Source organism: Propionispora hippei DSM 15287 (assembly GCF_900141835.1).
In the GTDB taxonomy this organism is placed as follows: Bacteria; Bacillota; Negativicutes; order Propionisporales; family Propionisporaceae; genus Propionispora; species Propionispora hippei.
Genome location: NZ_FQZD01000012.1, coordinates 69,262 through 92,445, shown reverse-complemented (window position 1 = coordinate 92,445; position 23,184 = coordinate 69,262). Strand labels below are relative to the sequence as shown.

Genomic DNA, 23,184 nt, shown 5'->3' with positions numbered 1-23,184 from the left:
ACTCACCTCAGCTCAGAATATATTCCGCCATCTCCTTATCGTGGATGGCATAAAGTGTTTCCAGTTCACGAATTGCCCTCTTGCGGTTCTTCGCCACCATCGTCCGGCTAATATGGTATTTGGCGGAAAGGTCATCCCAGGTAAGCCCTTTGATGACCATATCCGAAATGAACTCAGGCAGAGTGCCGCTCAATGAAAAAACGGCCGACTCGAAAAAAATCAGTTCCTCTATTAGGACGGTATGCTTCTTTTCCAGGTGCACCTGCCATTCCTTGTTGATTCGGTCCATCTTGTCTTTATAGGAAACGGCGATACGTCCGGTTTTATCGGAAACGCCGCTGGTCTGCACACGTTCTGCGTCTGGTTGGGAAAATTGCAAGGAATCAATCATCTCCTCTTCCGTGATCCCTTGAAAGTTTCGGATCTGGTTTTCAAGGCAGACCCGCTCCATCACCATCTGCCGGTATTCCTGCATTATTCTTTCCACTCTGCCGTTCATGCCGCACCTCCTATCCTGGCCTTGACTGCCGCAATCAGAGCCGACTGCCGCGTATCCTTCGTCTCCAAAGCTTTCATGACATCTTCATCGTGTGTGCCGCGGGTGACGATGTGCTGAATCACCACCGTATTTTTCTGACCTTGCCGCCAGAGTCTTGCGTTCAGCTGCTGGTATAATTCCAATGACCAGGTAAGTCCAAACCACACTACAGTGGAGCCGCCCTCCTGCAAGTTCAGTCCATGTCCCGCCGACGCCGGATGGATGAGGGCAACGGGAATCTTTCCAGCATTCCAGTCATCAATGTCTTTTTCCGTATCAATTGTTCTGATGTCAAACCGCTCGCAAATGCGAGCCAGATCGTGCTTGTACCAGTAAGCCACAAGAAGGGGCTTGCCGTTGGCGGCTTCAATCAAATCCTCAAGCGCGTCCAGCTTTCTGTCATGAATATAAATGACTTTTTTGTCCTCGCCGTAAACCGCGCCGTTTGCCATCTGCAGCAGTTCGTTCGAAAGGCCTGCCGCGTTCATGGCGTCCAGCTCCTCCTCATTGCCGAGAGATATACACATTTTTCTTTGGAAATCGTCGTAAATCCGCCGCTCCTTCTGATCCAGTTCAACCTCAACGCAATTGCTGATTTTCTCCGGCATAGCGAGGAAGTCAACGGCTTTCATGGAAATGCATATGTCTGAAATCAGTTCATAGATTTTTCCCTCCGAGTCTTCGCGGGGCTTATAAGAGTAAATAATTTCACGATTGCGTTTGTCAGGAACGAAAAACCGGTCCCGATAGCCGCCGATGAAGCGTCCGAGCCTTTGCCCCATATCCAGAAGAAACATCTGCGGCCAAAGGTCTAGGAGAGAATTGGGCGCCGGAGTGCCAGTAAGGCCGATCACCCGCTGCACAAAGGGTCGGACTTTCTTTAACGCCTTGAACCGCTGTGCCTGATTGGACTTGAAGCTTGACAGCTCGTCAATCACCACCGTGTCAAAATCCCAGCGATGATTCTCCACAAGCCACGCCACATTTTCCCTGTTTATGATATACACCGACGCTTTTTGGGCAAGAGCCTCTTCACGCTGTTTCTTGCTGCCCAGAACCAGGGAATAAGATAGCCCGGTCAGATGCTCCCACTTCGCCAATTCCTTCGGCCAGGTGTTTTCAGCTACGCGCTTGGGAGCGATAACAAGTATCTTCCCGATGTCAAAGCTGTCCAGAGCCATTATCCACAGTGCCGTCAAGGCAATAACACTTTTGCCTAATCCCATATCCAGCATTAAGCAGCAGACAGGATGTTCCAGCGTAAATTTGGTTGCGTATTTCTGATAATCATGCGGTCTGTATTTCATCAAGCACACCTCCAATCATTTCTTTGTTATCAATGCGGTAAACCCGAAAACCCAAAGCGGTCAACTGCCTTGCCCGTAATTCTTGCAAAGGCCGCAGATTCTTGCCAGGAGCCTTCAATTCTACAAAAGCAAAAACGCCACCGGGGAAAAGAACCAGTCGGTCCGGCACCCCATCAAAACCTGGGGATACGAATTTTACGGCCAGCCCGCCACGCTTTTTTACTTCAGTGACCAATTTTCGCTCGATGGTACTTTCCTGCAAAATAGCCGCCCCTTTCACCATCTGTTCCTTGTGTCGTTCCTATGTGCTAAAAATCCTATACGCGCGTATACGTACTTGCAAGTGCCTTTCTTCTTAATACCTACATCAAAATAATCAATATGTCTTTTTTTAGGAACGGTAGGCACAGAACCAGCAAGGCTCGCTGTTTTTCCGCCTTCGCGGACTGTGCCTGTCGGCGTTCCCACGACATTACGGGTTACAACGGAACGGGTAAAATTTGTTCCTTGGTTCCATTACCCCTCCCGCACAAAGGTTTTTTGCGGGCCGTAGAGGGGGTATCTGACCTTGCCGGATTTGTTGGCGGTCAACTTCTTCCACCCTCCGATGCGGGTCAAGATGCCTTCTATTTCATAGGAATCAGACCGTTTGAGGTTCTGGCGCTCCTTGGCAAAGCACTCGCACCAGATCTCCATCACGCAGACCTTGTCCCGGCGCACGGTTCCCGTCATGGCAGAGCCGCCAAACTCATTGCCGCCTAGAAACGTCCTTCTCTGGTATAGGTCCATCCCGTCCCACCCTTCGGGAAGCAGCACTTCCAGGTAGTCTACGATAATACCCTCTCGGTCGTCGGCTTCCATCGCCTGTTGTTGCTGGACATAGGCTTCGGCGACCACATCGCCTTTCAGGAACAATTCCTCGCCGGCGTGGTACTTCACGATGGCTTCCGCCCAAACCTGGTCAACCTCGGTCAGCTCCCAAGCGCGAAACTTAGAATTGCCCGTCACATGCACCGGCCAGAAGCGCCGGTTTCCGGTGATGTCGCGAAGAAACCCGCTCTCCGAGTTGGTGGAACCTACAATGATATTGGTTCTGGGATGGCTTTCCACATTGACGCCATAGGACTGCCTGAACTTGTCGTCCGTACGGCTGATGAAGGACTTGACCGTTTCCACGTCCACCTTTTTGATTCCGGCCAGTTCGCCTAGTTCTAAAATCCAGTACCCTTGCAGCTTTTCGGCGGCGGTTTTGTCCTTCATGTCGGAGATGGACAGGCTGTCCGAATACCACTGTCTGCCAAGAAGGGCGAACAGCGTGGACTTGCCCACACCCTGCGGGCCGTTAAGGACGAGGATGGAGTCAAACTTGATTCCCGGCTCATATACACGGGCTACGGCGGCACACAGGGTCTTGCGGGTAACTGCCCGAACAAAGGCGGTATCCTCCGCGCCCAGATAATCAATGAGCAGTGTGTCGATACGCTCCGTTCCGTCCCATTCCAGGGTTTCAAAATACTTCTTAATCGGATGGAATGGCCGCTCCGCTGATACCACAGCAAGAAGCGCGTCCTTGAATTTGGCTGGCGACCAAATCCCGTATACCCGTTCAAAGTACACCTTGGCACAGGCAAGGTCGGCATCGCCCCAACCGGGACGCACCTGCTTCCAGGGGAGCTCGCCGATCACATCCACCATGCTTTTAAACTCATTGTATACGATTGGCCTGAGATTCGGATCGAAGCGGATGATATTGGCGATATTGCTCAGAGTGTCCTTGACCTTGCCCTGCTTATCCAGTTCCAGTACAGTCTGCCAGTTTTCGTTGTCCACTTCATTGAACTCATCCAGCGCCAAGTTTTCGCGCTCTTTGGCAAGCCGGACTTTAACCCGTTCGTCAGCAACCGCAAACTCCTGCATGGCCTTAAAAGAAGGCATCTTGGCGGGATCGGCGTCTTCATCCGCCTTTGCGTCCAGTTCTCCGAATTTGTGAATCCGCACCGCGTCAAAGGCGTTCATCAGCTTTCCGCACGCCGGGTCGGTGGCGTGATGGCTATATGCGTATTTATCCTCGTAAATGACCACGCCCGCCTGGCTGTCTGCCGGGATATAGTCATAACGGCCGGGCATGGCGCTTTTTCGATATACATCAGCAAGAAAGGTATCCATAGCATCCGTCACGGAGTAAGCGCGGCAGAACGCACCCACCGCCCCTTGTTTTTCCAGGGGATCGGCCTGTTTCTTGACCTCACGCTGCACCACGGTCTGCTGCCGCTTGGACACAGGCCACAGCGCTGAATTACGCCAGTCAGTGTATTTTGCGAGCACCTCGTCGGGATCGAGAAGTTCGCCGTCAACCTCGCGGAACACGAACTCCCCGTCTGCGGAGGTGGACGGCCAGTACATCAAACGACTCGGTTCGTAGGTGGTGTCGTCGAAAAGTTCAATGCCAATTTCGTCCGCTACTTTCCTTGCCACTGCAGAGTACTCATCCGGCGACACCTCGCGGGCAAGCGGGATGATAAGGCGAAGGCGAGGCTTTTCCGGCGTATGCTTATGAGTGGAGTAAAGCCAGCACTTGAAGGAACAAAACATCTCGATTTGCTCGATGATATCCGGCAGCGCGTAGTCCATATCCAGGCACAGCCCGGATCGCGTCAGGACGCAATCCTTTTTCCGTCTGCCGCCCTTCAGCGTTCCTAGGACAAAACCGCCCACATCCTTGATATCATCCTGTCTGGCCTTGCTGAGTTTTTTGTACTGCTCCACGGTTTCCGCGGTCCTGCGCGTGGCTGAAATCCGGTCACGGAACTCATCCAGTTCCATCTCGGCCAGATTCCAGCGTTTGTCTGTACGGGAATTGCCAGTAGAAAGCCTAATTTTCATTTGCCGCCCCTCCCTGCGATAAAAAGTTCTATATTTTTTGCGGTTCTTTGCCGGAGCCGCATCGCTTCCTTAAACTTTGCGGTATACTCGCGCCACTTGTCTGAGTTTGCCGGATAGGCTGCCGCTTCATTGGCGTACTCTTGCATCTGGGCAAAGCACCTTTTCTCCAGTCTGCGCAGGAAAGCAAGCAACCTGTCCTTGTCCGGCTCCGGCGAGTATCTGTAAATCAAGGAAAAGACCTTCCTGGCTTTATCCAAAGGACAGGGAAAGAAGCCTTCCAGGTTCAGTTCCATATATCCAGTGGGATAAACGATCTTTAGCTTTCCGGTATCCACTTCCGCCCGTCGGATGCCCTCGTAGGCGGTCGGGTCATAATAGCCCTCCGCATTGTATTTGCTGATTCCCAAGGCAATCACCCCTAATCCTTTTTATAAAAACCGCACTCGTATCCATCGGCTCTAAGCGGAAGTCCAGCTGCCCAGCCGGGAGCCTCCGCCATGATTTTGCAGATTTCCCCAACGCTTGATTGTCCTTCCGACACCTCCAGTACGGCTTCATCGTGAACATGCATGACGATTGCAAACCCATGGCTACGGAGCCGCAACATGGCGAGCGCCAACAGGTCGCGGCTCGTTGCCTGGACGATGTTCTCCACTAGCTTGGGGCCATAGGTTTCAATACGAAGCCACTTCTTGCTTTCGCCGATCCCCTCATAGGTCAGCCCCTCGCGGCCAAACTTGTTGATCGCCATTCGCGGCTTGATATAGGGCAATTTCCTTCCGGATGGCAGCGTAACGAACAGGATGCCGGACTTATAGGAAAAACCCACCCTGCCGACCGCCGTTTCCTTCTTTTCGCAGACTGCCGCAATGGCGGCGGCATCCACATCCCACCAGAACTTTGTGATGTGCGGATTGGCTCTTCGCCACTGATTAACCAAAGAAGGCAACTCTTCTTCTGTCAGCCCCATATCCAGCGCGCCCATTGAGGTCAATGCTCCGACCGAACCGCCATAGCCCAGAGCCAGTTCCGCAATTTTGCCCTTCTGGCGAAGCGAGCTTCCTTTGCCGATCTCCTCAATGGGAACGCCGAACATCGCGGATGCCGATGCTTCATAAATCTTGCCGTGGCTGCTGAATACATTAAGGCGCCACTTCTCGCCGGAGAGCCAGGCTAGCACTCGCGCTTCAATGGCGGAAAAGTCTGCCACGATAAAGCGGGTGCCTAGCCTTGGCACGAAGGCGGTCCTAATCAATTCCGACAATACGCCGGGAGTAGAGTCAAAGAGCAGTTCCACATCCTCAAAGCGGCTTTGCTTGATGAGATTTCTGGCCAGTTCCAAGTCCGGCAAATGATTCTGTGGAAGGTTCTGAACCTGGACGAGCCTTCCCGCCCAGCGTCCGGTGCGATTCGCCCCGTAGAACTGAAGCAGGCCGTGAACCCTGCCGTCCGAACATACCGAACGCTCGATGGCCTCATATTTTTTAACCGAGGTCTTGGCCATCAGAAGCCGCAGCTTCAGAACCTCCAGTACCTCGCCGTCCACTTCGGGCATAAGGCCTTTAACCGCTTTCTTGTCAAGGCTCTCCACCTCAACTCCGCGCCCGGAAAGCCATTTTTTGATCTGGGCAACAGAATTGGGGTTATTAAGCCCGGTCAATTCATACGCTTGCGCCGTTGCTGACTCCGTATACCGAAGATCGCACTCCACGGCGCAGGATACCAGGTCGCGGTCAACCAAAATGCCTCTGTCGTTGATTTCCTGATCGAGCCGGTACAGTTCCATCTCGAGGTCGGGAATCGGGAAGTTTCTCAGTTTCTGTCTTATCTCCCGCTCGGCGTCCACGTCCCGGACGCAATAGCTTTTGAATAGTGCCCATTTGTCCGGCGCGTGCTCCGGCAGATTTCTCTTCCTGCCACCATTCGTCTGGGTAGGCTTACAGGGAATCGAGAAATACCGGACCAAGTCACCGCCTTCTTTCAGTTTTTTTCGCTCAATATTCAAAACCTCGCCCACCCCTTCCAGGGACAGCGGCAGAGCCAGCATGGCCGCCTGCACCGCCGTGCATTGCCAGAAAGCAGGCGAAAGATGTATTCCCAGATATCGTGAAAGGCAAGTCCTTTCAAACATGGCATTGAAGGCTGTCTTTATGACGCTCTCATCGGTGAGCGCATCCAGAACTTCCCGCGGCAGCTGTTCTCCGCAGGCCAAATCCACTATTTGGGTTTCCTCATCGCCGAATGCGTAAGCAAGAAGCAAAATTGTGAAATTCGGGCTGTCCGCATAGGCGTAGACGCCGCATTTGGTTAAATCCACATCTGAATACGTCTCAATATCCAATGATAAAAACATGGCGTCACCTCTTTTATGTAAAAAGGCGGCGGTTTCCCACCGCCCTTACAGTTCTTAGGCCAAAAAATCTTCCTCATCGACCGTGTCGAAATCATCAGCCGCCTTGGGGCGACCGCCGCCCAACGGCTCTCCGTCTTTCAGCTTCTGGATGTTGCCAAGGCCTGCCGCGATACCGCGGTTGCCGTTGGAGTTGTATCCGTAAAACGTCACGCTGATGCGGCCGTAGCAGCCGGAGTATACCTCGCTCTGGTCAAGAACGGGCTGTACTTTGCCATCCACCACTTGTGGAGCCTGCCGGCTGTTGGCGTTGAAAAAATAGCAGCCCTTGTAGGCTTCGTCATCGGGGCGGTCGATATCGCCGTCGCGAAGCGGGGTTTTGAGATTGCCGGGAATCTTGCCGCCCCACTTGGAGACAGAATCCTTTTTTGCCTGTTCAATTGCGGCTTTGATGGCTTCCACGGTCTTGGTGTCGCTCTTCGGCACGATGGCCGAAACGCTGAATTTAGGATCTCCGCCGTTGACGGAATCCGGCTCCCAGCAATGCAGGTAGGAAAAACGGCAGGGTACGATGACCTTAGTAGCGGTAGACTGATTTTTCATGATTAAACCTCCTGAAATTCCGCCGCGGCGGTAGTTTTATTGATGGCTTCTCTCTTGTGGGAATCCGGCACCAGAGTGATTTTGCCTTGCGGCTTGTACACCAGATGCCCAAGGATACGGCTGAAGTCCTGCTTGCCCATGATCCGCTCCATCTCGGTGATGGCCACCAAGGAGCGCTTGTAAATGTCTGTATATCCGGCGGCTGCAGCGGCTTCCGCCACCTCGTCCTCGCTTGTGTACTTGCGGTTGCTCCGTCCCTCGACAAGCTTGAAGCCGTCCCATTCCTTGCCGTGGACAATGGCCTGGTTTTGCGCAAAGGCATATACGTCGGATGCCCAGCTGGCCAGTTCGTCAGATACCTTCAAGACCTCCGCGATTTCGTCGTCCGACAGAAGAGCGGGCTGGCGAAACTCCATCTTGGCCAGCGCCAGAAACTCTTCGGCTCTGGCACGGCAATGGTTTCTTGCTTTGCAGAAGCGGCACCAGCTGCCGGCCTTAAACTCTCCGGCGCCCATTAGGGCCATGGCGCCCCTTGGTTTTAACACTTCCTCGCCCCATGTTTTAAGCGCATCTGGCGATATATCCCAGGTGCTTGAATTGTTGAGGCGGGGCTGAAAGATGGTAAGGCGGACGGTTTCCACATCGTAGAGCAGTTCGGCCATGCAGAGAATTCCAAGGCCGTAAATCATAAGCTGCGGATTGCTTTCGGCATATACCGGCACTCCTTTGCCCAATTTGAGGTCTATGATGTGCGCCACCTTATCGGTAACAACAACCATATCCGCTGTGCCGAAGCATTCGTCCACATAGTCCGAAGCGTCCACCCGCTGTTCAACGGAAAACACCGGATTATTGCAGATGCGCTTGGCTTCCTCAATTTCACTGATGACAAAGGAGACGTATTCGTCCACGGCTTCAATTAACTCGTCCGTATAATAGGCGGATGTAGGACGATTGCTTCTTTGTTTCAGATGCTTTTTGATGAGGTGCTCCGCCAGCGCATGGCCGGCGGAACCTTCTGCCGCATACTCGGATTCCTCATCAAGGAATTGCTCTTCCAGCGTCAGCGAGGGAGGACAGTTCAAACGCCTGCCTGCCGCCGACGGGGAAAATCTTGCGTGCTTGCCGCCCATCAAAGCACCTCCGCTTCAGCCAGCAGGGCGGCGTAGTCCTCCGGCTTTACGCCGGAAAGCTTGCCGACATCGTATTTCATAAGGAGGGCCTTGACCTCGCGGGTCTTGCCATCCCGGCTTTTCTCAGCGAGAACAGCGCGGACCGCCTCGATGCCGATATCCTTGCTTTCCTTCACAGGAGCCGCTGCGGGAACTTCCTCTTTAGGCTGAGCACCGGCACCTTGGACGGCTAAGGCTCTGTAACCTGCCGCCAGTTTTTCAAACCCGTCAGCCAGGGTTAAATACACTTCGCTCATAACTGTTCATCCTTTCCTACTCACAATTGAGTCCCTTGATAATACTGAGGAACCGATCGTCCACACGCTCGTCAAGAACCAGCGTTTTCGGATTAAGCCGCCGAAGTTCCTCATCGTACAGAATGACTGGGATGCGGATTTCCTTGGCGATTTCAAGTTCGTATTCCATCCCTTTGCTGATTTCCGGACCGAGCAGCCACAGCTGGTCGCACTCCTTCATCAATTCAATGCCGTACTCGATGCCGCGGATTCTTTCAAACTGGTCCTCGTCATTCAGGAATTGCGTGAAATAGAGGTGCGGCACTACAGGGATATAGCCGCAGTTGCAAATGACCCTGGCGGCAAAAACAGCCCTTTTCGTGTTTTTCTCGATATTGCCTCGGTATGGGGAGCACACAAAAACTTTTTTCATCTCATTGCATCCTTTCTGCATTCGGGCGTACAGCCCGTGTTATTGATTCAGAGCAAACTCCTGCAGGATGCCGTTCATTACGGCGAGGTCTTTGCCGGACAGGTTCGTACTTAGCCGCACCAGCAAATCCCTTTGTTCGGGCTTTAGGTATTTGCGGTTCATGTAAAACCCGTCCATAACTCGGACACCGCCGCCGTAACGACCGCGCACAGTTTCCAGAGGATAAGAAAGCGACAGGATGTCAATATCGTTCCGGATGGTCCGGATACTGACGCCAAACTCAAACGCCAAATTATTCATTGTTTCCTGCCGTCTGTGGCAGAGGGTTTCCATGATTTCCTGGCGTCTTTCGTTTGGCCCCATCGCTTTCTCACCTCCTTCCTTTGCTCTGTGACTTAAGGATAAAAACTAAATAGGCAGGCTCTTTTCCTATTTAAAAAAACTTTTTCGCGAAACCATAAAAAAACAACCAGGGAACACCCTAAAAACTGGGTATTCATCCTGGCCGTCCAGCAGCTCTGTGGATGCACTATATCTCAGGCGGTTTTCTTATACTCGCTACTGATTACTTCTATTTGGTTCTCCGGAAGAAAACGGACTGTTGTCACAATTCCCTTGTGTACAATCTCAACTAGCTGTGTGTTCGGATCTACTCGGCAAACTAGTTTCCCAGCACAATTCTTAATGTCTTTCATCAGCTTGTCCTCCTTTTATCAAGTTTTAGGAACTTGCCTGTCCTACTTTTATTGTAATTAGATGCAAAAAATAAGAACATTTCCAAAAAAATCTATTACTTTTTATATATAATTTCAAAATAATCACTCTAACCATTACTGTTATTCTTAATAATTAGCAACCGGATATTTTTTACTTGACAAAAATTTGCAATTTATTGTAAACACTTATATAATTACTTATATAAGCTAATTATTAGAGGTGGCGCCATGTTATCAAACACTGAGTTTTTAACAATGTCAGGTAACTTATTTACCTTTACAAATTACAAAAGCGACTGTCGTATAGATATAAACCACACTGATGATGGTCGCCCACTTAAAAGGCTGAGAATAAAAAGCGACCCCTCAAAACCTATACGATTTGCTTACACACCACAACGTGGTATGGTTCGTATAAATTCTGCAGGGTCAGTTACAAACGATGCTGTTCTTGATGAATTGCTTTCTTTACCAGACGGGAATTTAGACCGTTTGATAAATTATTTTGAAAAATATGGGTTCATTATCCCTATTTCATCTACCATGTATGAAAGCTACAAAAGTGACGATCTTTTTACTATTATCCGGCGAATGCAGTATACAATTAAGTTAATGACAAAAATACAAGAACCACAAAAAGATTATATGGCAATCCTATATTTAGTTTGCTATCTTCTTTTTACTGAACCAGTAACTATAACTTCTTTAAATAACGCGAGCTACGATACTTGCCCTCACAAAATGTGGCAGTACATAAAAAATACAGATTTATCTTCCGACAACGATTTGCCCATTTACCCTTCTAAAGAAGTTGATGCGACTGATCAGTACTTTCTTATACCAGATGGTATAAAAGGCAACGATTATAAGCTGTATTTTACAGAGTATTACCCAGGTTTTAACGATACAGATCCTTTTGGTAATCCTTTGCATTCCAACGACATTGCGTTTCATGAAATACGGCATTTATTCAAAAATGCGCTCGGTTTACCGCCACGCGAGCGCCAAGTGGTGGAATTTTTCTTTCATTTTCAAAGTGATATATCCCCGATTTGTAATATTGGTCCATGTGGGTTACTAAAGTTTTCAAAATCAGATGTCACCGAAAGGTATAAAAAATTCTTTGATGCTTCAATGAAAACAGCCCTTATTGACATTGCTAAAACAACCTTAAAAACAGAAATCGACCATGCTATTAGTGCAATAACCCCGGATTATGATACCGACAGAATGTCTGCTTCATGGTATATACCTGATTATATAGCTGGACTTTACTTCTCGCTCTTTTATATGGATTCCAATATGGTAATTTACAGACAATGTGGGAATCCTACTTGCGGAGGTTTTTTTAGGATAAGTACTACAAATAGTAAGAAAAGATATTGTGATGACAGTTGCCGTAATGCGGCGTCACAAAGACGACATAGGCAGAAAAAACAATCACAACAATAAAAATGGCAAGAGCCGCGGTATGCTGACTCTTGCCATTTTTATATATTCACTAATATTTCTATTCCTTCGTTTTCAGGGGCTATTGGGAACGCAGCTGTAGTTGTAGTCTTTTCTTTAAAAGCTCGCTCGATTTCTTCACAAAGAAGAATAATTTCATTGTGATTTTTTCTCACAACATTGTGCATAAGGGTTCGGACATCAATGAGGATACCTTGAACCCGTTCATATTCCTTACCGCTTCTTTTCCAGTCCGCAGTGCCTTCACCAATGTTTTTCATATGTAACGCAGTCACGAAACGCTCTTTGGTTCTATCAAACGGCATTAGGAAAGCGTTATATACGGTTATATCTTCGCCAAACTCGGTTGCAATATATTCGCCGTATGTAATTTGCTTATTGATAGATGTCGACTCTGGTAGGTGAGCAGGTACTCCAGTTACACCGTATTTATAATACTTGGCATCTAGCACGTAAATTTTCTTTCCAGAAAGCATTATGGTGTCCGGTTCCAAAGCCTTATTATCTTTCTGTCCTCCGTCACGCAAATGCCAAGTAGTTCTGGGAAAATACCTATCTTTGTCACTTACACCAAAAGTAAAGTCAATTAACTTCTCCCAAACATACTCAAAACGCTCGGTACCAAAATAAAACTGTTGTGGAACGTCTTTATCTCCAAGGTAATTTATCATAGCAAGCATGCTGTTAAACAGTTCCTTATGCTTGTCGTTGAAGGTTTGTCCTAATTTATCGAACACAATCGTGGAAAACATTGGTTTATCAAACCTGCGTAAGCGCGGCTCTTTTGGCATTGTAGCGGTATATAGCCATCCCAATTTTTGGAAACTCTCATATACACAGTACTCATGAACTAAAGAGATAAGGCTCTCATCATTAGAGACAGTATCTTTTACAATGTAGTCTAAATATACAAAAGAATTACCTTGTGGCAAGGCCTTCTGATGCTTTATTGTTCTTGTCCAGCTAATTTTCCCCCGACGATTTTCTTTGTAACGCACTTCGTTTTCTGTAAAATATCCATTTCCCATATAGTCACTAATAATAGACATATACGCTTGGATCGGAAAATCTACTGTTTCTGGTCTTTTCATTTGATTGACCGGAAGGCGCTGATCCTTTCGGTTTGCATACTTAGAAAGCACCATGATCAGTTTAACCACATCCTGGCGGAGCTCTTTATCATCGTTAGGCAATCTGTATCCCAAAGGAAAGCAAACTGAAATTCCATCTCCTTCCGATTTTATGCCTACAAAAGTATCTCCTTCCAGGTTAGTGCTGACACGGCAACGTTGTCTAAGGTCATTTTCAACTATTGCTGCCATACACGCTCTCCTTTACTAATTCTAAGAACGGTTATTTACCTGGGAAAAAATCTCTGGCTTAAAGATAGCATAACGTTCCTGCCCTCGGCTACCATTAAATTTCTTGACGATTTCCTCAAGGCTACGGTACTGATCAACAAAAATTGAAGGGCGAGAAAACTTAAATGCATCGTCCCAAAGATATTTGAGTACTTTTTCCGGAAAACGGCTGTTGTCTGTAGCGGCCTTCTTACGCAACGACGCATCCTTTTCCATGTCATCCTCATCGGGATTGAACACTAGATCCGCCGGACCAACGAAGTATGCGCCCAGACGCTTATCCTCAGCAGAAGATATAGCTACATTATTTTCTAAAATTTGCGAATTAATAATATGATTAAATACTTTCCATGTGATATCCGTATCAAGAATCTTTGTATCAGCGTGTTCTGCACGAGTGACATTATTCTCAATCATCCGCATACGCCAACGGCGTTGGAATGCCGTATCCAACGTAAATACGTTTTGGTCCGATGTATTCATTGTAGCAAGGATGTTGAGGTTGGACGGCAAGGAAACAAGGTGCGTTTCATCGTCATAGACAATTTTTGCCACATCGGAATTAGAAATACCATATTCACTATTTCCATTCTCGTCTCTATCTAAAAGTTGAAAAACCTCACCAAAAATTGCAGGGGCGTTTCCACGGTTTATTTCCTCAATAATGAGATAATATTCAGTACGAGGGTTGTTATACGCTTTTTCCAATAATTTGGTAAAAGGTCCTGAAATAAACTCATATGTTATACGATCTCCAAGAACTTTGGGCAGTATCTGTCCAACGAAATCAGAATAGGTATAATCCGGGTGAAAAACTACACGTTCCATTTTTAACGGATTATTACAATATTCTGTTTTTACAGTATGACTTTTACCAGCCCCAGGAACGCCATATAGAAGCGTATTACACCCTCCGGTAACTCTCGCAGCAATAATATTTTGATTGTTATTAATAGTTACTTCTGGTCTTCCAAATGGGTTTTCCTTTTGGTTTATAAAGGGAATCCTATGTGCAGCAATGTTTAACACTCCACGCCGTTCATCTTCAAAAATGCTTTCCAAGCCAATCCCTTGAGGCCAACTATCGGGGAGTCTATCTACAGTAATAAAACTTGCATAATATTTATTATAATTTGTCCTTACGATTGTTATAATCAGGTTATCAATAATCCCCTCAAAACTAGCCTCTGATAAATATTCGCCACCTTCACCTCTATTAGGCTCCGGGAAACCATTATCAATTCTCCAAGCTGGATGTTTTTGACGGCTGGTTTGACGGCTAATACGGTAATTGTTCCGGCCTCCTCTAGGTGCAAACTCTAATTTGGTAGCCTCACCGTCTTGTCCCAATACATAAGCATTAATTGTATATATGTGACGATTCTCGTTTGGTAAGGGGCTGTCCGACATTTCACCACTCGAAAGGAAGCTAACTAACTCCTCGGTGTCTATTCCCGCAGCCTCGAGGTAGGTCTGCCCGCCACCAGTAGCGGGTCTATCAATATCGTACAATTTCTTAAAATCTGATGGATTAATTTTTCGGTAAAAAATCCGATCTATACACTCCATGACGCATCCTCCTATTTTTGTATTGTTATAATGTATTCCTTTAACTTCTTAGGTAATGGGCTGTTATTGCTACGAAAACGGTTATAATCTATGTGCTGGACATCAACACTACCATACTTTGCAAAGCACTCCATAAGCTGTTGTAAAGAGAATAGACCATCTTCACTATAACTAATGATGAATTTATCACAATTCATCTTGCTAATAACGCTCTCAAAAGAATCAATACCTCTTGTTTTTGTACAAAATTTTGAATGTTGATCCCACCAATCACGTAAGCCACTCTTTCCAATTGCATCCGGAAAGTCACCTTTTGCAATAGTTTCTAATATGTGATAATTGGCAGCATATTGTCTTTTCATATAGGGTGGATCAATATAGCATAAATCTGCAGTAATATTCTCAGCCAAATCTTCTGCAAAACCTTGGAAAACTGTATGGTTAACATTCTCTGTCTCATCAAATTGGATAGGTGTAAGAATAATTGATTCCAAAGCATTCTTCTTGAAGTCAGATAGAAAGTATCCATATGTGCCAGAAATATTTGCAACTCTATTTACAGCCATAATGAGCGTATGTTTTAACAACGAAGCTTCGGTATTCGTAATCTGGTTCAAATCAATCCAACTATTAATTTGTTCTCTAATGCAATCGATTTTAGCTGCATTTTCAGACGTAAAGTATTTGCGTGGATCACAACTGCTTTCAGGCTTACCATCAGGCGCAAATTCATTAAAGAAAAAGCCTTTTTTTGCTTCCAAGGCATTCAGGTAATCTATAACCGCTTCATATGGAGTTGTATTGTTAAAGGGAATATGGCGAAGTCCTGCAAAAGCAGGGGATTCATTAAGAAGTAAGTTTACTACTAAATGGTGATAAGAATAAGTCATAATATCTGAGGCTATTACAGAATAGCCTTGCCTTCTGAACTCTAATGATACTGATCCGGTTCCAGCCATAATATCAGCAACAACCCCAGTGCAACCAATTAATTCCCTAGTTTTATCCATGATAAATGGCAATAATTTTGCTTTATTTCCTATATATCTATACATCGTTGTCTCCTTAAAATTTCATGCCATTAACTGCACTTAAGTCAGGCAAGCGCCTCATTTCTTCAGCGATCATGTCATGTTCGGCAGGGTTAATATTATAACGCCTCATGACAAGCCCTTCCAATTCTAAATCCGTTTCATATGAATATTTTTTTGAAAGTGCTTTTGCTAAACCTATAATTTCTTTATCAAGCTCGTCCCCGGTATAGGCTTTTAATGGCAGCGAGAAAATAATTTTCTTAGTGAAATAAGGGTGAGATTTCCACTCATTTTCCCCATACACCTTGAGATAGTAATAATACACAACCCGTGAATTAAGCAAAGCTAAATAATACTCAAGTGGTGGTGCGTCACTTTCCTGTTTGTATCTGATAATGTACACTGTTTGACTTGTTAAACCACCACTATAATCCACGCAAGAGTAAATACCCAAACCAGTCTTTCTAATTAATAGTTTTGGGGGAATATATAAGTTCTCATTCTTATAGTTGATTCCAGGAATATTTAACTCAATAAAGCTTTCTCCAATTATCCGATAGCGCTTAACATGCTCGCCAACTAGAATTCGTTCGCAACCATCAAAAGGAGTCTCCTGGACAATGCTCTTTAATGTGGCATCATTCAAAGGAAGATCTTCATTACAGTAGACACACTTTTTATTTCCAGCCGCAAACTGTGCCTTTGTATAGCCTTGTGCATGTCCGCACATAGGGCATCTAGCGATACCACCTTTTTTAGATATCTCAACCCCACGCCCAAAGATAAACGTCTCTTCCCAATCTATACAATCCGATCTGATTTTTGCAAGTAGGTCCTCTTCATTTGATCGAGTATCCACGTCAAAACTACAACTATCATTAGAAATGAAACGAGCCTGCTTGACTGGATGCTTTTCTTTGTCATAGAAGGTTTCGAGATAAATATCAGAGGTAAGAAACTGTTTTCTCTGGTCTGTATTAAGACGGAAGCACATTGTTACATCATCTTCCGCTGGAATTGCTTTTTTACATATAATTACTGTCGTCGCTCTATTAACTTCTTCAAAAATTTTTTCACCTAATCTAGCAATAACCCTAATTTGAGTCTTTTCCGCTAGGAAACGTCGTAAGTTTTCGTTTTGGCTCTCAAAAAGCGAGTCTGGAATAATGAAACCAAAGTATCCGCCTTCGTCACAAATCTCATATGCCAACTCTAAAAACAACACATAACTATCATATTGCCCCGCATTCATTTTAAATCCTGCAGCCGACAATTGTTGCCTATCATATATTTTTTCTGAACTCCAAGGAGGATTTGCAATAATTGCAGATATATTAGGAAACTTTTTTCGCCAATATACTGCAGCTTGTCCTTTGATTTTTGGAGGAAGTATTGCATCTTTACAAATGAACTCAAAACTATTATCGTTTTGTACGGACAGATTAGAAATAACCTTTTTATCGATATCGATTCCATAATACTTTTCATTTCTTTTTCCAGTCCGTTTCATTGCTTCCAACAAAGCCCCTTCACCACAAGCCGGGTCCAGAACAGTATGTATTTGATAATTATCTTTATCTGCTTCTTTTCTAATTAAAGAAGCCACAAAATCCGCTAATCTATTCGGGGTATAAACTACACCATATTTCTTAGTGGGAATCATCCGCCATAGCCTCCAAGCAACAAACTTATAAAAAAACGCCTACTACTGATCTAATAACAAAAAGCATTTGTTTACGGAGAAAGCTTTAAATTAATGCACTCTTTCCGCTTTTAATCCACTCATCCACTTCTGAAATTTTAAATTTCCATTGCCGCCCGATTTTATGAGCTGGAATGTCAGTCTTTTTAATCCAGTTACGAATTGTATCCTTAGTTACACCTAAGTACTTAGCTATTCTTCAAGGCTTGACCATTTTTCATTCATTTTCTTCACCTCGACCATTAGACTGGTAATGATGATAATTTCAACTACTTATTATACAATACATAAATAAAAATAGTAATAAAAAAACTATGAATAAAATCCATTAAACATTATTAAATATGATTTGCCATTAATAAACATAAGATAATATGATAGCTTTTCAATTCACGCATTTTAATACAAAAAGTCCCCATAAGAACAAAAGTCGCCCCAGACCGAAGTCGAGGCGAATATAACCACAAATACAAAATCAAAATTATTATTCAGTTACGTAACAGAAACGTAACAACATTTTATATGAATTACCTACTATGCTCATATAATTCATCACTTTAGTACGCCTGAAAATTTTCTCTAGCCATAGTAATTGCCTACATAAACTGCTTGAAGAAGCTTGTCCAGTTAACGATTGGCCACTCCCCTTACCGGGATAGTCAGGTTCGCGCTCATTCCTTTAGCATCAATGTATAACGCATATTCATCTGCATTTAGAGTCTTGTCATACGTACTTTTAACTTTTCCAAGTTTGATATCTTCCATTAAATCATCAATAAACTGCTTAAAATCTTTGTTTTCCTCAGTTAAGCGGTCAATCGTTTCCCAATCCAAAAACTCCTTAGTTTTAGCAGAAAAAAGAATTTCGCTTTGTTCAATGTTTAATAGGTCTAGTTTTATGATACCAATACCAAAAGCATTGTTTAGCCTACGTATTTCATCAATCAAAGCAGGATCATCATTAATACTTAGCGCTACCAAATATCCTTCATGGGCCCAACTAGAATTTGAGACTGCTTGGAAATAATATTCACGCAGATTACTAAAATCAATTTCAACTTTCACTTCAAATGAGAACAACTTATATGGATTTTCTTTAAGTACTTCAAGTAATTTTAAGGTATTATTTTGAAATTCTTCAAAAGGAAAATATATACCAACTAAGTCAGGATGTAACCATTTATTTGAACCCTTGACATTCTTTTTAGATTTTTCATGATATATTGTTTTTGTGTAGCAGTTAAAATGAGGATTTGACAAAACGAAAGTAGATAATAAAATGTGTAAATCCCTCTCATGAAATGAGGGCTTTGAACTTAATTCTACTTTACTATTCTCCTTTGTATAACTGTTAGTTAAGAACAAATCTTTTAAATAAAATTTCGCGGGTCTTTTACTGACCTGAATAAACTCTGTATCAGAATTTTGTTTTATGTCCGTATATATTCTTGCCCCCAACGTTTTCCAGGGAGTCTTTCCTGTAATACTGATTTTGGCTGCAAAACCCAACTCCACAGATTTTGCCCAAATATCATTGATAGAAAGTGGCTGTTTTACAGTATTCAAAGTATCTTTTGCCAAATCATAAAAATTATATTTCACTTTTTAACCCCATTTCATAGGTTTACAGGCGACTTTGCAAAAAACGCTCGATATTGACTAAATATCTCAAGAACTTAGTAAATCTATCATCTACACTGCCATATTCTAAGTATCATTTATTAATCAGATGTTTTTTCCTATAATCTTCCATACCGGTTATATAAAATCCTCCAACAATTTTGCGAAAAAGTGTAATATCGTGTAAAAGACGATACCCCCCTAAACAAAAAATCGCCCAGAATAAAACGTCTAGGCGAACATAATACACACGTATTAAATTACCACAAGGCCCGCAAACTCTTTGAAATCAGGCTATTCGCGCTCTATCAACGCAACACACTCAACGTGCGTCATCACATTTTCCTTATAAATTTTCGCAGAACATATTTTGCGAATGAGTATATCCAAAAATGCTACCCCACCAAAGGTGGATTTTACTGCAACTCACCCCCGTCAAATGGGGAGTACTCTTCTGCAAAAGGGGTGGAAAAGAAGTTTATTACTCATCCAAAATACCATTGATTAGCTTCTTAATCCATCCGGGTGCATTAGGAACGGGTTCTTCCTTTTCAATGTATTCCATCACCATTTGCACATCTTCTTTTCGCCAAAACCGATCTCTCTCAAAGCACTTATGGCAGCAATACTTGGCTACTTTGGCCGGGCTGGTGAATTTTTTACCACAATATGTACAACTATGCTCATGCATGAGAGGGGTCGCCTCTTGCCATTGATGTCTGCATTTATCAGAACAATATTTACGGCGTCGGCCTGTTGGTTTAACCTCAATTGCCTTACCACAATTAGCACATCTGGGAACATTTATAAGACTACTGCCTAATCCATCCAGCGCGTTTGTCTTGCAATAATTTCTGACTAAATCTCTCGAAATTCCTATTTCACCAGCAATTTTTCGGTAGCCATAACCCTGTAAGCGAAGTGCTCTGATTTCACTTTTTGTTTGCTCGTTAATTGCCATTATGCATCACTCCTTGATTTTGTAGTTATCAATTAGTAATGCTCTAAAAGCAGAAAGATTCAAGTATAAATTCACACTGTGCGACAATAAATTTTTAATCGGTAAGTTTTTTGTATTTTTCTTTTCCCCCCTTATACATATTCTCCATGTACTTGTTTGGCTCTGGCATAGGATGTCCTTTGCCTTTAGTGTCTCGTCTTTCATGGTCTTGATAGACTTTATTGATTCTATTCCAGTCTTTTGGATATTCTTCTTTGAATTTTTTGGTAAAATCATCACAGGTACAATCAACACCAAGTAAATCAAAAATACTACTTACCTTTTCATCTTTTTTAACTACAACACTTTGTGCCATTCCAGCACCTCCACGCATATAATTATCTTTCGTTCAATTTTTCTTGGTTAACATGTTTTTTTGCTACACAAGTTTATTCCTTAAAACAAAATTCATTTTTTCGGTTTATCACTCATTATAATACCTGCTTTATAGGGTTCTTGCGAGGATTACTGATGACAACTCCTGTATACGGATAGTTTTCCCCTAAATATTTGTACTTACCTCTAGCTAGCCATTCAAGTATCTTAAATTTCTCTAAGGAAGCATCTGCCAATTTACCTTTATTGGTAAGATTATAACAATAATCACTTGGAATAATACTGCCTTCATTTACTCCATGTTTTGCTTTTACCATAGCAATAATTTCACTTGTAACATAAATAGCGCCTAACTCGCAATCGGCAAAAGTATCTCTTACTTTCTCAATAATTGTCATACATTTCACCGCCTATACATAAGTATTCTTTCACCTGAGGATATTAACTTTTCGTATGTTTTTATCCGATTTTCCCAACTTCTGCAAGATCATCCTTATTACTTGTCCCCTATCAGTTGCGCAACTCGGTTTCCAATTTTTTAATAAGAAGTTTTTCACGTTCTTCAAGAAATACGTCAAAGCTGCTAAAATCAAGAGTTACATTGGGAACATAGTGCTTTTTCTTATAATCTGGAAGTTCACCAGCAGGAACCTTTTGGCTTAACCAGGCATCAAAATCCATTGCCTTCTTCTCAATGTTAGGTATTGTCTCAAGTAGCTGGAGGTTTCCAATATAATTGTGATTTGCAATAAAATCATCAACTTTGCTATCTGGTACACCTTTTGCTTTCAATTTCTTAGCTGTAAATTCACTCTTAGGGAACATATGATCAACATTAAAATTATGCTTTAAATCGGCCCAAGGATACAGGATTGAAAGAATAACTAATGTATCGCCATGCCCATATTTGGAATAAAGAAGATTATTGATATCATCATCTGTAAACTGCAATGCACGATTTGTACCTTTGAACTGGGCAAAAATAGCATCAACTGGAAATCCATTCGCTGATTGAGTTTTAATGATTTCTCTAACAGGTTTCAACACGCCATCTGGAGCAAAACTAAATACCCTCTTCAATAAAGCAGATACAAACCACAGCTTAATATTTTTTCTATCCCCTATTCTTGATGTCGAGGTTTCAAAATTATTAGGTAAACCAATAGTTTTAAGATAATATGCCACAGGAATCATCAGGTTGTTAGATGTTATATTTTCTCTGCTAAACCCAAAACTACTGATAAGGGTAACTGCATCACGGATAGCCTTTGTTATGTTATCCCACTCTTTTTCAATCAAGAGCATATTAGTGCGGTTAAAATTATCAACCTTAAATGAAATATCCGAAATATCGCAAAGTACCAGACAGGCTTTTAGCACAATATCTTTGCTAATATTGAAACCTCTGCCGATTTGATTTATTTCATCAATAAATTCGTTGATCTCTTCACGGGCATCTCTTGTTTCCCATTGGGCAGTTGCAAAAGATAAAAGCAAATCAGAATAACTTAGCGTTGTGCCGCCACTGTTTACACGAATAAAGATATTAAGCACCTTATCAAGTTCTGCGCTTTGCTCAAGATAGTAGCTAATAATCCTATTCACATGTATGACAGCGTGCAGCTTTGATAATGTTCTATTGGCACACTGCGCTTTTTCCTTGTCGGGATTGGCTGCTAATCCGGATGTTATAAGATAATCCATTACATCCGATAGCTCTTTTAAGTCCAGTATCTTTCCAACCGGAAACCAGTGGTGGTCGTCATCCTGCTCGGTAGCCTCTGATTCAGTTAAAAACTCGAACTCATACTTGTAGGAAATATCCTCAGGCGCTCCCAGTAGATTGATATATAATTTTTTTTTCGGGTAAGCCAAAGGGTTGTCCCATTTTTTATATGCGATCTTGTTGGCATATGTTCCCTTAAGCGCTATGTACAAAGACGTTAATCGCTGTTGCCCATCAAGTACGGCCATTACATCATCGCTTCCGCTAATGTTTGCTTTAGGATTATGCTTGTTATCCTTTTGATGATAATCACGTAAAAATTCATAGAACTTGAATTCTGACGCTTTCTCTTTTGGTACTTTCCAGAATAAGAATGAATTTATTGGATAATTTCTCATTAAGCTATCGAAAAGCATTGTTATTTGCTCTGGACCCCACACAAACTCTCTTTGAATGGACGGCAGCAAGTATTTCTTTGAATGAACATCGTTTATAACTTCACATATGGTAAGCGGCGTTTGAAAAGACATATTACGTCCTCCTTAGATATAATAATAAACTATATTTTGGATTGTTCTTTTCCCTAATCTTGTGATAGCCCAGGACTATTTCAACCTGATATAGTTGCGTGGCAATGCCTCGAACATCTCCGGATAATGGCCGCAACGTGCTCTCATCTGATTGGCTTTGGCTTTTTCGCCATTTTTCTGTACATACAGCCTTCTATCGTAAATAATATCAGCTAATTCAGAGGCATGAAGCGTTTGATTTGTAGCTTCGGACAATACAATCTTCATAGCCTCTTGTAACGTATGTGTGGTCTTCGCTGCAAGGGCACTAACCGGTACTTCAGTGTTTTCTTCATACTTTAAAATGATGTAGGCCGGCTTATTGTCTTTAAGAATAATTACTTTACCTACATCATCAACAGTTTTAAACACAGCCACGGCTTCGTTCATTGCTTTTTCAATAGATACCAAACTGTTAATGTTGATTTCCATCTCCATCACCTCAACATGAGAATATCACAGCCCATAACATTTGTAAACATATTTGTATAAACATTTGTACTTATTTTGTAAATAAGACCACTTTATCCATTTGCACATAAAAAAAGGCGACTGCCAG

Annotated in this window: 23 protein-coding genes; 1 reads left to right on the top strand and 22 read right to left on the bottom strand. The window is 43.6% G+C overall.

Annotated features, from left to right (window positions below):
- Positions 1–7: 7 nt before the first annotated feature.
- The 11 genes from F3H20_RS08745 to F3H20_RS08695 form a co-directional block, all read right to left on the bottom strand.
- Complete coding sequence (locus F3H20_RS08745; RefSeq protein WP_149734547.1) at positions 8–499, bottom strand: hypothetical protein; 492 nt, start codon at positions 497–499, stop codon at positions 8–10.
- Positions 496–1,845 carry an SNF2-related protein gene (locus F3H20_RS08740; protein WP_149734546.1) on the bottom strand — a complete coding sequence of 450 codons (1,350 nt, stop codon included), beginning with the start codon at positions 1,843–1,845 and terminating at the stop codon, positions 496–498. The genes F3H20_RS08745 and F3H20_RS08740 overlap by 4 nt, the downstream gene beginning before the upstream one ends.
- Positions 1,826–2,128 (bottom strand): VRR-NUC domain-containing protein, encoded by a 303-nt coding sequence (locus F3H20_RS08735; RefSeq protein ID WP_188128257.1) that lies wholly within the window; start codon positions 2,126–2,128, stop codon positions 1,826–1,828. Before F3H20_RS08735 ends, F3H20_RS08740 begins: the two co-directional genes overlap by 20 nt.
- 233 nt (positions 2,129–2,361) lie before the next feature.
- Positions 2,362–4,728, bottom strand: a complete 2,367-nt coding sequence (locus F3H20_RS08730) for a virulence-associated E family protein (protein WP_149734544.1) — start codon at positions 4,726–4,728, stop codon at positions 2,362–2,364.
- A complete protein-coding gene (locus F3H20_RS08725; protein WP_149734543.1) occupies positions 4,725–5,135 on the bottom strand; it encodes a hypothetical protein in 411 nt (136 codons plus the stop codon). Before F3H20_RS08725 ends, F3H20_RS08730 begins: the two co-directional genes overlap by 4 nt.
- 11 nt (positions 5,136–5,146) lie before the next feature.
- On the bottom strand, positions 5,147–7,081 hold the full coding sequence (locus tag F3H20_RS08720; protein ID WP_149734542.1) for a DNA polymerase: 1,935 nt from the start codon (positions 7,079–7,081) through the stop codon (positions 5,147–5,149).
- A 54-nt stretch (positions 7,082–7,135) separates the two neighbouring features.
- Positions 7,136–7,681, bottom strand: a complete 546-nt coding sequence (locus tag F3H20_RS08715; protein WP_149734541.1) for a DUF2815 family protein — start codon at positions 7,679–7,681, stop codon at positions 7,136–7,138.
- A 2-nt stretch (positions 7,682–7,683) separates the two neighbouring features.
- Positions 7,684–8,814: a DUF2800 domain-containing protein gene (locus tag F3H20_RS08710; protein WP_149734540.1), complete on the bottom strand. Its 1,131-nt coding sequence runs from the start codon at positions 8,812–8,814 to the stop codon at positions 7,684–7,686.
- Positions 8,814–9,110 carry a hypothetical protein gene (locus F3H20_RS08705; RefSeq protein ID WP_149734539.1) on the bottom strand — a complete coding sequence of 99 codons (297 nt, stop codon included), beginning with the start codon at positions 9,108–9,110 and terminating at the stop codon, positions 8,814–8,816. Before F3H20_RS08705 ends, F3H20_RS08710 begins: the two co-directional genes overlap by 1 nt.
- Positions 9,111–9,126: 16 nt before the next feature.
- Positions 9,127–9,522: a DUF7768 domain-containing protein gene (locus F3H20_RS08700; protein ID WP_149734538.1), complete on the bottom strand. Its 396-nt coding sequence runs from the start codon at positions 9,520–9,522 to the stop codon at positions 9,127–9,129.
- A 39-nt stretch (positions 9,523–9,561) separates the two neighbouring features.
- Complete coding sequence (locus tag F3H20_RS08695) at positions 9,562–9,885, bottom strand: HTH domain-containing protein (protein ID WP_149734537.1); 324 nt, start codon at positions 9,883–9,885, stop codon at positions 9,562–9,564.
- A 581-nt stretch (positions 9,886–10,466) separates the two neighbouring features.
- Between F3H20_RS08695 and F3H20_RS08690 the strand changes: the two genes are divergently transcribed.
- Positions 10,467–11,690 carry a CGNR zinc finger domain-containing protein gene (locus tag F3H20_RS08690; RefSeq protein WP_149734536.1) on the top strand — a complete coding sequence of 408 codons (1,224 nt, stop codon included), beginning with the start codon at positions 10,467–10,469 and terminating at the stop codon, positions 11,688–11,690.
- 38 nt (positions 11,691–11,728) lie between these two features.
- Here F3H20_RS08690 and F3H20_RS08685 read toward each other — a convergent pair whose 3' ends face one another.
- The 11 genes from F3H20_RS08685 to F3H20_RS08635 form a co-directional block, all read right to left on the bottom strand.
- Positions 11,729–13,030 (bottom strand): LlaJI family restriction endonuclease, encoded by a 1,302-nt coding sequence (locus F3H20_RS08685; protein WP_149734535.1) that lies wholly within the window; start codon positions 13,028–13,030, stop codon positions 11,729–11,731.
- A 21-nt stretch (positions 13,031–13,051) separates the two neighbouring features.
- Complete coding sequence (locus F3H20_RS08680; protein ID WP_149734534.1) at positions 13,052–14,638, bottom strand: AAA family ATPase; 1,587 nt, start codon at positions 14,636–14,638, stop codon at positions 13,052–13,054.
- Between the two features lie 11 nt (positions 14,639–14,649).
- Complete coding sequence (locus F3H20_RS08675; RefSeq protein WP_149734533.1) at positions 14,650–15,693, bottom strand: DNA adenine methylase; 1,044 nt, start codon at positions 15,691–15,693, stop codon at positions 14,650–14,652.
- A gap of 10 nt (positions 15,694–15,703) precedes the next feature.
- Complete coding sequence (locus F3H20_RS08670; RefSeq protein ID WP_149734532.1) at positions 15,704–17,335, bottom strand: N-6 DNA methylase; 1,632 nt, start codon at positions 17,333–17,335, stop codon at positions 15,704–15,706.
- A gap of 85 nt (positions 17,336–17,420) precedes the next feature.
- Positions 17,421–17,510, bottom strand: coding sequence for a MerR family transcriptional regulator (locus F3H20_RS20510; protein WP_262501608.1), 90 nt, complete (start codon positions 17,508–17,510; stop codon positions 17,421–17,423).
- A 491-nt stretch (positions 17,511–18,001) separates the two neighbouring features.
- Complete coding sequence (locus F3H20_RS08660; protein ID WP_149734531.1) at positions 18,002–18,976, bottom strand: COG2958 family protein; 975 nt, start codon at positions 18,974–18,976, stop codon at positions 18,002–18,004.
- Between the two features lie 499 nt (positions 18,977–19,475).
- Complete coding sequence (locus F3H20_RS08655) at positions 19,476–19,955, bottom strand: hypothetical protein (protein ID WP_018704804.1); 480 nt, start codon at positions 19,953–19,955, stop codon at positions 19,476–19,478.
- A 94-nt stretch (positions 19,956–20,049) separates the two neighbouring features.
- Positions 20,050–20,310 carry a hypothetical protein gene (locus F3H20_RS08650; RefSeq protein ID WP_018704805.1) on the bottom strand — a complete coding sequence of 87 codons (261 nt, stop codon included), beginning with the start codon at positions 20,308–20,310 and terminating at the stop codon, positions 20,050–20,052.
- 115 nt (positions 20,311–20,425) lie between these two features.
- Positions 20,426–20,728, bottom strand: coding sequence for a DUF7225 domain-containing protein (locus tag F3H20_RS08645; RefSeq protein WP_018704806.1), 303 nt, complete (start codon positions 20,726–20,728; stop codon positions 20,426–20,428).
- Positions 20,729–20,840: 112 nt separating this feature from the next.
- Complete coding sequence (locus F3H20_RS08640) at positions 20,841–22,586, bottom strand: DUF262 domain-containing protein (RefSeq protein WP_018704656.1); 1,746 nt, start codon at positions 22,584–22,586, stop codon at positions 20,841–20,843.
- Between the two features lie 75 nt (positions 22,587–22,661).
- Positions 22,662–23,057: a hypothetical protein gene (locus F3H20_RS08635; RefSeq protein WP_018704655.1), complete on the bottom strand. Its 396-nt coding sequence runs from the start codon at positions 23,055–23,057 to the stop codon at positions 22,662–22,664.
- Positions 23,058–23,184: the final 127 nt, after the last annotated feature.

Bases quoted from the DNA above. Each gene is read 5' to 3' on its own strand.
- F3H20_RS08715 (WP_149734541.1), bottom strand. From the start codon at position 7,681: ATGAAAAATCAGTCTACCGCTACTAAGGTCATCGTACCCTGCCGTTTT.
- F3H20_RS08690 (WP_149734536.1), top strand. From the start codon at position 10,467: ATGTTATCAAACACTGAGTTTTTAACAATGTCAGGTAACTTATTTACC.
- F3H20_RS08730 (WP_149734544.1), bottom strand. From the start codon at position 4,728: ATGAAAATTAGGCTTTCTACTGGCAATTCCCGTACAGACAAACGCTGG.
- F3H20_RS08695 (WP_149734537.1), bottom strand. From the start codon at position 9,885: ATGGGGCCAAACGAAAGACGCCAGGAAATCATGGAAACCCTCTGCCAC.
- F3H20_RS08735 (WP_188128257.1), bottom strand. From the start codon at position 2,128: ATGGTGAAAGGGGCGGCTATTTTGCAGGAAAGTACCATCGAGCGAAAA.
- F3H20_RS08645 (WP_018704806.1), bottom strand. From the start codon at position 20,728: ATGACAATTATTGAGAAAGTAAGAGATACTTTTGCCGATTGCGAGTTA.
- F3H20_RS08650 (WP_018704805.1), bottom strand. From the start codon at position 20,310: ATGGCACAAAGTGTTGTAGTTAAAAAAGATGAAAAGGTAAGTAGTATT.
- F3H20_RS08635 (WP_018704655.1), bottom strand. From the start codon at position 23,057: ATGGAAATCAACATTAACAGTTTGGTATCTATTGAAAAAGCAATGAAC.
- F3H20_RS08710 (WP_149734540.1), bottom strand. From the start codon at position 8,814: ATGGGCGGCAAGCACGCAAGATTTTCCCCGTCGGCGGCAGGCAGGCGT.
- F3H20_RS08700 (WP_149734538.1), bottom strand. From the start codon at position 9,522: ATGAAAAAAGTTTTTGTGTGCTCCCCATACCGAGGCAATATCGAGAAA.
- F3H20_RS08670 (WP_149734532.1), bottom strand. From the start codon at position 17,335: ATGATTCCCACTAAGAAATATGGTGTAGTTTATACCCCGAATAGATTA.
- F3H20_RS08655 (WP_018704804.1), bottom strand. From the start codon at position 19,955: ATGGCAATTAACGAGCAAACAAAAAGTGAAATCAGAGCACTTCGCTTA.
- F3H20_RS08640 (WP_018704656.1), bottom strand. From the start codon at position 22,586: ATGTCTTTTCAAACGCCGCTTACCATATGTGAAGTTATAAACGATGTT.
- F3H20_RS08680 (WP_149734534.1), bottom strand. From the start codon at position 14,638: ATGGAGTGTATAGATCGGATTTTTTACCGAAAAATTAATCCATCAGAT.
- F3H20_RS08740 (WP_149734546.1), bottom strand. From the start codon at position 1,845: ATGAAATACAGACCGCATGATTATCAGAAATACGCAACCAAATTTACG.
- F3H20_RS08685 (WP_149734535.1), bottom strand. From the start codon at position 13,030: ATGGCAGCAATAGTTGAAAATGACCTTAGACAACGTTGCCGTGTCAGC.
- F3H20_RS08675 (WP_149734533.1), bottom strand. From the start codon at position 15,693: ATGTATAGATATATAGGAAATAAAGCAAAATTATTGCCATTTATCATG.
- F3H20_RS08745 (WP_149734547.1), bottom strand. From the start codon at position 499: ATGAACGGCAGAGTGGAAAGAATAATGCAGGAATACCGGCAGATGGTG.
- F3H20_RS08705 (WP_149734539.1), bottom strand. From the start codon at position 9,110: ATGAGCGAAGTGTATTTAACCCTGGCTGACGGGTTTGAAAAACTGGCG.
- F3H20_RS08720 (WP_149734542.1), bottom strand. From the start codon at position 7,081: ATGTTTTTATCATTGGATATTGAGACGTATTCAGATGTGGATTTAACC.